This is a genomic window from Fundicoccus sp. Sow4_D5, from assembly GCF_052116365.1.
Classification (GTDB): Bacteria; Bacillota; Bacilli; order Lactobacillales; family Aerococcaceae; genus Fundicoccus.
The window spans coordinates 31,406-43,287 of record NZ_JBQKLF010000004.1 but is presented as its reverse complement, the minus strand read 5'-3'; the positions used below and the strand labels follow the sequence as shown (position 1 = coordinate 43,287).

Here is an 11,882-nt window from a genome sequence, read left to right as displayed (position 1 = left end):
CTGACTGTTTAGGTGAGCCACTAAAAGTAGGCTGACTGTTTAGGTGAGCCACTAAAAGTTGGCTGAGCGATTAGGTGAGCCACTAAAAGTTGGCTGAGTTCTTAGGTGAGCCACTAAACCTTACCTTTTAGATCCCAACAACTATCAAATCAGCTGGGTATTTTTTTAATATTTTGATATAAGGGGAATTTTTATGAAAACTAGAATTGGTTTATTTGCTAAGGGGTCTGTCCTTGAACCTAAAAGTTAGCTCCGGAAATTGGGCATTATAGTTGAGTTGGCGATTTATGTAATGGTTAGAGTTGGACTTCCTATGAAAATGCCGTTTCAGAATCAAAAAAAGTGTATTGTAGTTTGTGTTTGGGCTGAGAAATGTCATCAAATCGGGCACGCTGAGATTTCTAAAGGGGAAAAGAATCCCATAGTCACAAATCGTTCTAATTATTGCCTTTTCTTTACTTTCGCTAAATTGGCAGCTATTACAATAAATGTGGTAGCGATCGCCGGCAATGTCGAAGGAGTTACAAGCGACGCAATGAACTCCTTTTTGAATCGTCGCGAAACGGTCATCCGTCAGGCTGAGCCGCCGTTCATCAACTTGGTGCTGACTAATCAGCCATTCGGTCTCGCGGTGATACGTTTGAGTTGGCGCCTGCTGACAGTCTTTCAGAGTATTCTTTACAAAACGGCCCAGTTTCGCATGCTTAATAAACGGCAGAGTCGGGTCATCAATTTCGACCGAATCCTCTTCATTTATATACACGACAAAACTATCAACAGGTATATTGATTCCGTGTTGCTGCATATGAAACCTGAGCAGGCCCACTGTGCGATCGAGTTGCAGAAAATCATTGTGATATTTCACCTTGCCATTTACTTTCCAACGCCCATCGTTGTAGTGATAATCGGCGGAGTAATTTTTAACTTCAAACAAAGTTAGGCCTAAATTGGTGATTAAAATCGCATCTATTTGGATTTCACCATTTATTGTTTTCAACCGAAGATCCTGCAACAATACCCAATCTTTCGGTATAAAATTCCTCATATACTTGCCAAAATACTCCTCCCCATTGAAACCGGCTTGCATTTGTTTGAGTTCTCTTTGTTCGCTGGTTGTCAAACCCTTGCGCTTTTCCATTTCTTCTAACCACAATAATTGTTGGTGCTTTTGTAATTGCATTTGCATTCCTCCTAAAAATCTAATTATATATAAATACGTATTTTGGAGAGAAATATGCTTTTAAATAGTATAGTTTTTTATTAAGTTTTATGAAAAATTGTAAGCATTAATAAACTGCTTTTTAAAGGTTGGTAGAAGAAGGAGCTGGCAACCACTTGAGAGTCGCGCTGTCACATTTGGTCATTTAGTCGGTAAATCCGGAGTATTGAATAACTATCTTGTCGGGTCAAGGAGTCTAAGTTTTAGCCGGGTGATTCTTAATGGCCAATGAACTGGAAATTACAACCAGAATATAATTGTTTGATGTTTCACAATTGAAGTCAATTTTCTAATTGCTCTTAGTATATCAAATCAAAATAAAAGAGATTAAAAGATAAGTCGGTTGGTAAAAGCCTTATTTAGCAGAGTTTTTGTTGTGTTTAAACAAAAATTAGCTATAATGCATAATCAGACAGAATGTTTTATCGATTTACAATATGTGAAACTTTGAGCGATAGGGTTATTATGTATATGTACAGAAGAGATGAATAAGAGATAGGGGGAATTGAGATGTCGCTTAAAACGATGTTGCGTGAAGATTTACAGGAGCGAATTTTTCATTGGCCGGAGATGCAAGTGTTTAGAGAAGAAGCTGCTACGAAACGAATTTTATATGAAACGCCAAATACTGTGGGTGCAGTTTGGTGCATGAAACCTGGGCAAAGTTTGCCGATTCATTCGCACGACTGTGCAGATGATATTTGGATCGTGATTGAGGGAAAAGCCGATTTTTATCCTGAATGTGGTGAAAGAGTGACAATTAAAGCGGGTGACATTGTTGTCGCACGTGCCGGTGAAAAACATGGGATGACGAACACATCGGATCAAGATTTCGTAATGCTAGGCATTGCAGGTCCCACACCTATCGGATTTATCTCTCATGAAGACCAACATTTTATAGCCTAAATAATATAAAACAAATAAGGAGAATTTACATGCGAATTAAATTATTAGAACCATTAAACGTTTCCCACGACTTGATTGAGGAATTAGCCGCACCGATTAGAGAAAAAGGCCATGAATTCGTTTATTACAAAGATAAAACGACCGACCCAGCTGTATTAGTTGAACGGAGTCAAGACGCAGACGTGGTGATGATCGCGAATAACCCATATCCAACGGAAGTTATCGACCAAGCCGACCAACTTAAATACATCAACGTTGCGTTTACGGGGGTCGACCATGTTGGACTAGCAGCTGCTAAAAATCAAGAAATCCTCTTGTCTAATGCGGCCGGCTACGCGAACCAAGCGGTTGCGGAATTGTGTATCGGCTTAACGCTCGATTTATACCGCAAAATCACGCAAGGTAATTCAGTAATCCGTGATGCTAACTTTCCTGGACCTTTCCAGGGTGGCGAAATTAACGGCAAAACAGTAGGCGTGATTGGAACAGGAAAAATTGGCCTAGTTACGGCCAAGCTCTATCAAGCTTTTGGCGCTAAAGTTATTGCTTACGATCCTTACCCAAATCCTGCCGTAGCAGCTTTGGATATTGCATATTTAAGTTTGGATGAAGTCCTGGGCCAAGCAGATATCGTGACATTACATCTACCATTATTGCCCGCTACTAAAGGCTTGATTTCGGCTGAAAAACTTGGCTTAATGAAGAAAAGCGCGATTTTAATCAATTGTGCACGTGGCCCGATTGTCGACAATACAGCACTAGCCGCGGCACTGAACCAGGGAACAATTGCTGGTGCGGGAATTGATGTCTTCGATATGGAGCCACCAATCCCGACCGAGTATCCATTATTAACTGCAAAGAATGCGATTTTGACACCACACGTTGGCTTTCTAACCAACGAAGCGATGGTGAAAAGAGCCCGGATTGCATTTGATAACACCATGGCCTTTTTAAATGGCGCACCACAAAATTTAATCAACCGTTAAACGTCAGCAAACCGTCCGCCTAAATTAGGCGGGCGGTTTCTGTGTTTTTTTAACACAGCGTGCATTTTACAATGTGCTAAGAATCCCTCGGATTATTAGCTAGAATCAGCAAAACGTGGCGCGGTTGTCAGCGTGACGGCAGCCAGAGCAGGCGGTTGGATCATTGCCACAAACTAATCTGGCATTCAAATAAAGCCGGGCGGGCTAGAAATATAAAGGAGTCCCTCGCTGCGTTCGGGACGATTATATAAAGGGCGCTAGACTTTAAATCGTGCTGGCGAGCCAGCACACCTTCTGAATCTTTCGATGCTCGAATAGCGTTAGCTGATGATTAGACAGATAATAAAAAGTTTGGATCGAAGCTTTCACCTTCACACCCAACAATCAAATCTTCCAGCCGCAAGCCTCCACAAACAAGCATAGAAAAAAAGGACGGGAAAACCCCGTCCCTTTAACTAAACTAGGAGACTGTTTAATACATTCCGCGACTCTGACCGCTCAGATCGATATAAATATTCTTAGCTTGTGTATAAGCATCTAAAATCATCTTATGCGTTTCACGCCCAATTCCAGAATTCTTATAACCACCAAATGGAGCCCCGGCTTCAAAACCAGCATACGTATTGACCCACATGCGACCAGTACGCACACCACGCGCCACCTTGAAAGCAGTGTTTAAATTACTCGTCCACACACCGCCGCCTAGACCATAGTCGTTGTCGTTAGCTAAAGCAATGACTTCATCCGCATCTTTAAATTTAATCACGACCCCAACAGGACCGAAGATTTCTTCTTGGGCGATACGAGCGTCATTAGTTGCTTCAAAGAGTGTCGGTTGGAAGAATGACCCTTTGGCTAACTCACCTTCTTGATAGCGACTACCACCGGTTAGTATTCTAGCACCTTCCTCTTTACCTATCTTTACATATTTTTCAATTGTTTTAATCTGACTCTCGTTTACTTGAGCGCCCATCTGTGTCTCTGTATTTAAAGGACTACCCACTTTAACGTTTTCAAATTCCTTAACCAAACGTCCGACAAACTCATCGTAGATTGATTCTTGGACGAAAATACGTGAGCCTGCTGAACAAACTTGACCTTGATTAAAGAGAATACCTAAAGAAACTCCTTCTAAGGCTAAATCCATATCCATGTCCTCGAAAAAGATATTGGCGGACTTGCCTCCTAATTCCAACGTTGAAGGAATCAAATTTTCTGCTGCTGAAATACCAATTTGGCGCCCAACTTCAGTTGATCCTGTAAAGGCAATTTTATCAATGCCTTGATGGCGTTGTAAATAATTACCCGATTTAGAACCGCGTCCAGTCACTAAGTTGAAAACCCCTTTAGGTAAAACATCGTTTAGAATTTTAGCTAATTCTAAGACGCTTAAAGAGGTACTAGATGATGGGCTGAAGACAATTGTATTACCTGAAGCTAAAGCGGGCGCGATTTTCCAAGCAGCCATTAGGAAGGGGAAATTCCACGGAACTATCTGAGCAATAACGCCAATCGGCTCGCGTAAAATCATCGACATTGTTTGATCGGATAACATTTTGACTGTGTCTTCTTCAGAACGAATGACACCAGCAAAATAGCGGAAGTGGTCGATGGCCAAAGGTACGTCTGCACCTGCCGTTTCGCGAATTGGTTTCCCATTATCTAAGGATTCTAATTCAGCGAAACAGTCAGCTTTTGCTTCAATCCGATTGGCGATTTCCAATAGGATGGCTGAGCGAACTTTGACATCCGAGCGGCCCCAATGTTTAAAAGCTGCTTGAGCAGCTTCAACTGCTTGATCCACATCATCATTTGTTGCATCTACAAGTGTCGTCAGTGCCTCACCAGTTGCTGGATTATAAGAAGTAATTTCGTCTGCCCCCGTACCTTGGGTCCATTCACCGTTAATGAGCAATTTATAATTTGAGTCTAATTTAATCGACATTTTTCCACTCCTACTTCATTTAATAATCTAAGTATACCAATTTTTGTAAAGCGCTTTCAAATGATTGTTCCGCATTGTGGAACATCCATTTGAAAGATAATTTAATGAAATTAGATAAATTGACACAGCCATTAGGTAAACATTTTTCCAAAAAAATATATCTTCGGTAAATTCACAGAAAATCAATTTAAAAGCCTTTGAAAAAGAATCTGTGCTTTCAATTAATGATCACTGACAGAATATAGCCTTAACAATTTACTTGAAGAAAATTTGACTTACCAAAATTAGGGTGATAGAATTCAGTTTAATTAAATCAATGCGACTATTTTATCACCGGGTAAAATAGACACGCTCTTTTTCTTTTGTGTAGGTCTTAGAAACAAAAGAGAAGGGGCGTTTTTTATGTTGGGGAGGAAATTACAGATGGAAAAATTTGAAAATCAAACAAGCAGCACCCGCCAATTATTTGTTCAATACACATTTTTAGCAGTTTTGAGTATGTTGGGCCAATCTTTGTTTATTTTTGCCGATACATTTTTTATTGCAAATGGCGTGGGGGCACATGGAATTGCTGCTTTAAATATTGTTTTACCAATGATCAGCCTGTTTAACGGCTTAGGTTGGTTATTTGGAATTGGCGGTGCAACACTTTTTGGGATTGCGCTAGGTAAAAAGCGAGTAGTAGAAGCAAATCAACTATTTAACATGACACTTTGGTTTACATTGCTTGCATCAGTCATCTTCGTGGGCGTGACGACCATATTCTCCAATCCACTCTTGAATCTTCTGGGAGCAAATCCAGAAATTTATGAGATGTCAGCCAGCTACTATAATATTCTAATGTTGTTTGCGCCCTTATTCATGGTAAACGTCGTGCTGGTTTCCTTTCTCCGCAACGATCATAATCCACGCTTAGCGATGATTGCCCTCTTAGCAGGCGGCTTGACCAATATCATTTTAGATTATATTTTTATTTTCCCTTTACAAATGGGGCTAACAGGAGCTGCTATTGCAACAGCTAGTTCACCCATCGTCTCAATGCTAGTGGCTAGTCTACATTGGCGCCGGCAGGATCATCATCTCCAGTTTCGTAAAGTTAGTTTAAAATTCGAACAATTAAAAGCAATCGCTAGCTTAGGGTTCTCGTCCTTCTTTAATGAATTTTCTTCAGCGGTCGTGATGTTCTTATTTAATATTATGATTTTACAAGTTGCCGGAACGATTGGGGTAGCGGCCTACGGCATTATTGCTAACTTAAATATTATTGTCATTGGCTTATTTACAGGGATTGGTCAAGGTTTCCAACCTCTAATTAGTTACTATTTTGGCCAGAGAAAAGCGAAAGAAATTAAACAAGTGCTTAAATTAGCTCTAATGACAGCTGTCTCCTTGAGTATCGTGATTTTCTTAATAGGCACCTTAATGCCAGATTCCTTAGTTAGTATTTTCAATAGTGACTCAAATGTCCAGTTAGCGACCATAGCAAGCCAAGGCATTCCGCTTTATTTCGCTTCCTTTCTACTTACAGGAGTTAATTTCGTTGTGATTTATTTCTTAGCCGCGATTAATCAAGCACGAGCATCTTTAAGATTATCAGCCTTACGAGGAATTGTTTTTATCATTCCGGTTCTACTAGTGATGTCCCTTTGGTTTGAATTAGTCGGAATTTGGTTGACGTTATTAGTTGTCGAAACAATGACCTGTGTTCTAGCAGTCTATCTACTTAAAAAATCTGTCGAACGCCTTAACTAATACCCATAAAAGTTTCTAAAATTTTGAATGTTGGCGAGAAGTAGCTTACTGACATTCATTTTAATTTAGAGTGTTTAAAAACCAGCGTGGTGAATCGCTTTGCTTGACTGTAGCCACCAACACTCAAAAAAGTTAGAACAAAAAAAACCGCCAAATTTGGCGGTTTTTACATATAAATTATTATTTAAATAATTGAACTTGGATGTTGGTATCCATGTATTCTTTTGCATCAGCCGCTTGTTCGATTGAATCGAATGGCATTTGAGCAATTAATTCAAATGAATCTGGTAGGTTGAACATTTCGCGAACTGCTTTATCAAAGCCTTGTTCGTAGCCAACGTTAAAATGTTGTAAGGATCCGCCTAAGTTCATTTCAGTCAATGTTAACCAAGTTGCGAATTGTGAGTTAGCAGAGTTGTTTTGTTTGTAAGCTTCAGTACGCGCGCCAACTGTAGGCATCGTTGCAACAGCATCACGGTCCTCGAAGAATAAAACTGTTCCGATACCATTTTTAGCACCCATCATAATTGGTGACATGAAGTCCCAAGTTCCTTCGTCTAAAACGTTTTTTTGAACTTCTAAGATTAAATCCCAGAATTTAGTGTTTGCTTCGCCATTCAAAATAACTAAACGAGAAGTTTGGCTATTGAAAGCTGTTGGAACATCTTTTTGAGTTTCGCGGATTGATGAAACAATCTCTTCGATTGAATGTTCGCTTTTGTTACCTGATGCGTAGATTGAGCGGCGGTCTTTGATTACTTGTTTAAATTCTGTCATGAATGAAATTCTCCTCAATTGTTTGGCATCTTCATAAGAAAGCGACTTTAATTTCTGAAGAATATCCTTTGCCTCCTTGAGGTAAAGAGGGTGACTCTCGGCCAAGAAACTGTCCGTCTCGATGACCATCTTTTTAGTAGGTGAAATAATAAATTTCATAATAATTCCTTTCGCTCATCCGTTCCTATTATCTTAACACGGAAGCGCTCATCCGTCTTTAACAATGAGTTGAGAGGGATAAATTTTGGAAGGCTTTCGCTTTACTTTTTTATAATAAGCTAACATACTGTGAATAAGTACGTGAACGTATTTAATAAGTTGAGAATCGCAAATAAAACAGACACGATGATAGATAGGAGGGTTTTACATGAAAAGTAAATCAAAAAAGGGCTTATTTAACAGAAGAAAGGCTGCAAAGGACGTGATTTCTTTAGTACAGGTGAGCCCTGAGCAAGAGCTTGAACTTAACGCGGCTGATGAAGAACAAGCCTTTAAGTCTTTCTTCGATGAAGTCTTGAAACAACTGCCAACGAAAACATCAGCTATTATTATAAATACTTTTGAAAAGTCAAAAGTACAAGCAGAAAAAATATTAGCCAACAGTAAAGGACAGTTTGAAGGGATCTTTGATGAGTTTTTAGAAGGCGTGGACGAGGACACTCGAAAGAAATGCCACTCAACTATTCATGCGGCTTCACTAAGCGCCGCAATAATTGGTTGTTCACCCATTCCATTCTCGGATGCTGTCTTACTGGTACCTGTGCAAATGACGATGATGGCTCGCTTGCACAAGACGTTCGGTCAATCATGGTCTAAAAGCTTAGGCTCAAGCCTCTCGAAAGAATTATTAGTGGTAGGTTTTGGAAGAAGCGTTGTTGGAAACATCATTAAATTCGTACCAGGTGTTGGGACAGTTGCTGGCGCGGCAATCAATGGTTTAGTCGCTAGCACGATTACTGAGACACTTGGCTGGGTGAGCGTTAAGATGTTGAATGAAGGGGTCGATATCTTTGACGATGTTCTTTCATTTAAAGGGCAATTTAACTTATTGCTAAAGGCCCTTAAATCGAGTGGTAAAACAACCAAAAGATAAAAGTTGTTCAAATTTAAAAATATAGGCGATAAACAGCACTGCGAAAGTCAGGGGAGAACTGATTTTTGGAGTGCTTTTGTTTTGGCTGAAAATTGAGTGTGAAGGAGACGACTTGAGGTGAATATCTAGCCGATTCTCTTAAAGTAACGGTTCGCGTCGCATTAGAGGATAATAAGCGAAATCAAGAGAAGTCCAGTTAAAAGATTACTCAGCAAAACCAAGTCGCTCAAAAGCAGCGACACCTAGTGAAGCGTAAGAGGTCATTTGATAAACGGCAGTCATTTCGCAAGATTGTTATTCTATCCTTTACTAAAGATTGGTAAGATAGAAACTAAAGAGAAATCAGTAGGATGGACAAGAGAAAGGGATTATCAACTATGGAACCATTAAACATCGTGATTATTGGTGCATCCTTTGCCGGTATATCAAGTGCGCTAACAATCAAACAATTAAATGAGAATACTAGTGTCACGGTAATTGATCGCCAAGAAACCGTGGGCTTTATCCCCAATAGTATCAATCGCCTGTTGAAGGGGAAAATCAAACAGCTGACGGATCAAATGCCTGAGACAAAGGAAAGAATGTTAGAGGCGGGAATCGACTTGTTGTTAGGTCATGAAGTGCTCGCACTTGATGCAGAAATCAAGCAATTACAGTTGACGCATCAAGGGGAAATCAGCACACTCCACTACGATAAGTTGATTCTAGCAATGGGCTCTATTCAACTGTCTGAACGAATTGACGGGGCTGATCATCCAGCAGTTTTAACGACAAAGACATTAGCTGCTAGTCTAAAAAGCCAAGAAGAATTAAAAGAAGCGACGCACCTCTTAATTGTAGGAGGCGGACAAGTAGGGTTAGAAGCAGCAGACGCCTATACAAGGGCCGGTAAAAAGGTGACGCTCGTTGAAGCCTTCGCTTCACTCGCTTTTAAATCCTTTGACCCTGAGATGGTGACTGAATTAGAAAAACGCATGCTTGAAAGTGGCGTGACGATTTATAAAAATCAGCAAGCTGAAGTAATTAGAGTAAGCGAAGAAGGTTTGACAACGACCACTAGCCAAAACGAAATACTCGCATCGAGTCACGTTTTACTTGCAGTCAATTTCAGACCCAATAGCCAACTTGTAACAAATCATCTGGCTTGTCACCTAGACCGAACGGTGGTCGTCAACGATTATTTACAAACGAGTCAAGCAGATGTTTATGCAGCAGGCGACTTAATCCGAGTCCCTTATACAGGCACCAATAGTGAGTATTATTTGCCATTTGTGAATAATGCGGTTATTACCGGACGACTGGCAGCGATGAATGCTTTAGGTATGTCAGAAAAAGTCGACACTTTTGTAAGAGTGGTAGGCTCACAATTGTTTGGACTTTTTATAGCCAGTGCAGGCTTGACTGAAGAAGAAGCTCAGTTGTACCATCAGACAATCACAATCATTCACCGTCAAACTGATGAACAAAAATGCCCGATGACGCTTAAATTAATCGTAGAGAAGACAAGTGGTCGCTTATTAGGAGGGCAAGTCTATTCAGACGTCAACGTGATAGCTTTGATGGATACTTTAGCTGTAGCTATCAAAGCGAACTTATCCGACCGTGATTTGGCCTTCCAAGATTATCTATATGATTCAATGGATTCTATAATGGCACCGCTATTACACGAAGCAGCTTTTGCGATTTACCGAAAGCGTCTGAAAGGAGCTAGCCTAGATGCATCTTGAAGACTTATTTGAAAAGAGAGAAAAAAGTCAATTAGTCTTAATTGGCACCTTGATGGAACAAACTTCGGAAGCGATTTTGAAAGATATTTTGTCAAAAACGGGCTTGTCGCGTACAACTTTAATTAAATACATCGATGATTTAAATGACCTGGCCCAAGAGAGTGGCTTTGAATTAGCGATATTCCTCAACAGTGACCGCTTGGATTTGCGCCTGGGCGCCCAGGTAACGAAAGAGGAATTGATTCAATTGTTGCTACCTTTTTCCCTGAAAATTCAAATTCTCCATTACCTTTTTGCTAAGGAAGAATTTACGGTTCAGAAATTATCGCAAGAATTGCTAATTAGTGAAGCAACTTTGCACCGTCAACTGGCTGCTTTGAATACTTTACTGGAAGAGTTTGGCGTTAGTATTAAAAACGGCCGTCTAAGAGGAGAAGAACATCAAATTCGTTATTTCTACTATCAATTATATTGGTTGACGATACCCAAGAAAGAAATGGCTGAACGATTTGAATTCCCTCAATATCAACCAATGATTGAAGCAATCAAGCAAGTGTGGTCGATCGAGATGCCGACAACGAATGAATTTAAATTAGCTTTATGGTTTTCGATTACAAAGAAACGTATTGGCTTGAAGAAGAAATATTTCAAAGGCTTAAAACAACAGATGAGAGTGTATCAAACGCACCGCTTCTTCCAACAAGTACGTCAACAAATGTTACGTTATCTCAGTCGCTACGCATTGGAAGTGGAAGAAGAAGAAGTAATGTGTCAATTTATATTTATTACGACTATGTCTATTTTATCCCCCTATGTGATGGAGCGAAAATTAGGCTATGGTGGACCGGTCAGTGAGGCGACGACGAAAGGTTTGCGGGTGATTCGTTCAATCGTTCCGCTTGAAGAGAACTTGAGTGAACAAGGGATGTACACACTCAATCAAATCTTAGGTCAATTGTATTTCTTTAAAGGAGCCTTGATTGACCATGCCTATCGGTTGGATCAGGATTTAGCAGTGATTGGTGGAAGCATGGCTTTGGATCATGTGGACCTAGCTCAGGCAATGATTGATGAAGTCGTTGTAGAGGTTTATGGCTTTCATCCTAAGCAATATGGTGATTTGTTAGTTAAAGCCCGTTGGCGAATTATGGAAGTCTTGTCCTATGTGATTTATCAAGCACCGCGGCAATTAGTGATTGGTGTCGACTTGTCCGGTTCACAGACCAAACGCTTGCCGGTTCTGAGCGTCTTGCGCCAGCAGTTGGAAGTTAGTCGTTTGGTTATTCTAGAACCTTGGAATTCTAATGACGATTATGACTTTGTGATTTCAAATGTTTATAACGAGACCTATCGTATGCCAACCTATTATCTGAAAGGGGCACCAAACGCTTATGATATTCGGCAATTAGAAGAGACGATTAACGATTATTTGGTTGGGAAATCCCCTTAATTAACGACTAGCTTCATTTTTTTGAGG

The 11,882-nt window shown here is 40.2% G+C and carries 9 protein-coding genes; 6 read left to right on the top strand and 3 right to left on the bottom strand.

Going from position 1 to position 11,882, the window contains the following annotated elements; all coding sequences use genetic code 11:
- Positions 1 to 211: 211 nt before the first annotated feature.
- On the bottom strand, positions 212 to 1,180 hold the full coding sequence (locus ACTQ45_RS06440; RefSeq protein ID WP_441753245.1) for a nuclease-related domain-containing protein: 969 nt from the start codon (positions 1,178 to 1,180) through the stop codon (positions 212 to 214).
- A gap of 549 nt (positions 1,181 to 1,729) precedes the next feature.
- On the opposite strand from ACTQ45_RS06440, the gene ACTQ45_RS06435 reads away from it, so the two are divergent.
- Both ACTQ45_RS06435 and ACTQ45_RS06430 read left to right on the top strand, forming a co-directional pair.
- Positions 1,730 to 2,125 (top strand): cupin domain-containing protein, encoded by a 396-nt coding sequence (locus ACTQ45_RS06435; protein ID WP_441753243.1) that lies wholly within the window; start codon positions 1,730 to 1,732, stop codon positions 2,123 to 2,125.
- A gap of 29 nt (positions 2,126 to 2,154) precedes the next feature.
- Positions 2,155 to 3,111: a 2-hydroxyacid dehydrogenase gene (locus tag ACTQ45_RS06430; protein WP_441753242.1), complete on the top strand. Its 957-nt coding sequence runs from the start codon at positions 2,155 to 2,157 to the stop codon at positions 3,109 to 3,111.
- A 472-nt stretch (positions 3,112 to 3,583) separates the two neighbouring features.
- Here the strand turns inward: ACTQ45_RS06430 and ACTQ45_RS06425 are convergent, their stop codons facing one another.
- Positions 3,584 to 5,056, bottom strand: a complete 1,473-nt coding sequence (locus ACTQ45_RS06425) for an aldehyde dehydrogenase family protein (protein ID WP_441753240.1) — start codon at positions 5,054 to 5,056, stop codon at positions 3,584 to 3,586.
- 423 nt (positions 5,057 to 5,479) lie between these two features.
- On the opposite strand from ACTQ45_RS06425, the gene ACTQ45_RS06420 reads away from it, so the two are divergent.
- The gene (locus ACTQ45_RS06420) at positions 5,480 to 6,808 is read left to right on the top strand and encodes an MATE family efflux transporter (RefSeq protein WP_441753238.1); all 1,329 of its coding nucleotides are present in this window, start codon (positions 5,480 to 5,482) and stop codon (positions 6,806 to 6,808) included.
- 180 nt (positions 6,809 to 6,988) lie between these two features.
- On the opposite strand, the gene ACTQ45_RS06415 is transcribed toward ACTQ45_RS06420, so the two are convergent.
- Complete coding sequence (locus ACTQ45_RS06415) at positions 6,989 to 7,585, bottom strand: nitroreductase family protein (RefSeq protein ID WP_441753236.1); 597 nt, start codon at positions 7,583 to 7,585, stop codon at positions 6,989 to 6,991.
- Positions 7,586 to 7,952: 367 nt separating this feature from the next.
- On the opposite strand from ACTQ45_RS06415, the gene ACTQ45_RS06410 reads away from it, so the two are divergent.
- The 3 genes from ACTQ45_RS06410 to ACTQ45_RS06400 all read left to right on the top strand — a co-directional run bounded on the left by ACTQ45_RS06410 (position 7,953) and on the right by ACTQ45_RS06400 (position 11,855).
- Positions 7,953 to 8,678, top strand: a complete 726-nt coding sequence (locus ACTQ45_RS06410; RefSeq protein ID WP_441753235.1) for a YcjF family protein — start codon at positions 7,953 to 7,955, stop codon at positions 8,676 to 8,678.
- A gap of 377 nt (positions 8,679 to 9,055) precedes the next feature.
- The gene (locus ACTQ45_RS06405) at positions 9,056 to 10,405 is read left to right on the top strand and encodes an FAD-dependent oxidoreductase (RefSeq protein WP_441763277.1); all 1,350 of its coding nucleotides are present in this window, start codon (positions 9,056 to 9,058) and stop codon (positions 10,403 to 10,405) included.
- A complete protein-coding gene (locus tag ACTQ45_RS06400) occupies positions 10,395 to 11,855 on the top strand; it encodes a helix-turn-helix domain-containing protein (protein WP_441753232.1) in 1,461 nt (486 codons plus the stop codon). The genes ACTQ45_RS06405 and ACTQ45_RS06400 overlap by 11 nt, the downstream gene beginning before the upstream one ends.
- The last annotated feature ends 27 nt before the right edge of the window (positions 11,856 to 11,882 follow it).

Bases quoted from the DNA above. Each gene is read 5' to 3' on its own strand.
- ACTQ45_RS06415 (WP_441753236.1), bottom strand. From the start codon at position 7,585: ATGACAGAATTTAAACAAGTAATCAAAGACCGCCGCTCAATCTACGCA.
- ACTQ45_RS06435 (WP_441753243.1), top strand. From the start codon at position 1,730: ATGTCGCTTAAAACGATGTTGCGTGAAGATTTACAGGAGCGAATTTTT.
- ACTQ45_RS06400 (WP_441753232.1), top strand. From the start codon at position 10,395: ATGCATCTTGAAGACTTATTTGAAAAGAGAGAAAAAAGTCAATTAGTC.
- ACTQ45_RS06420 (WP_441753238.1), top strand. From the start codon at position 5,480: ATGGAAAAATTTGAAAATCAAACAAGCAGCACCCGCCAATTATTTGTT.
- ACTQ45_RS06440 (WP_441753245.1), bottom strand. From the start codon at position 1,180: ATGCAATTACAAAAGCACCAACAATTATTGTGGTTAGAAGAAATGGAA.
- ACTQ45_RS06430 (WP_441753242.1), top strand. From the start codon at position 2,155: ATGCGAATTAAATTATTAGAACCATTAAACGTTTCCCACGACTTGATT.
- ACTQ45_RS06405 (WP_441763277.1), top strand. From the start codon at position 9,056: ATGGAACCATTAAACATCGTGATTATTGGTGCATCCTTTGCCGGTATA.
- ACTQ45_RS06410 (WP_441753235.1), top strand. From the start codon at position 7,953: ATGAAAAGTAAATCAAAAAAGGGCTTATTTAACAGAAGAAAGGCTGCA.
- ACTQ45_RS06425 (WP_441753240.1), bottom strand. From the start codon at position 5,056: ATGTCGATTAAATTAGACTCAAATTATAAATTGCTCATTAACGGTGAA.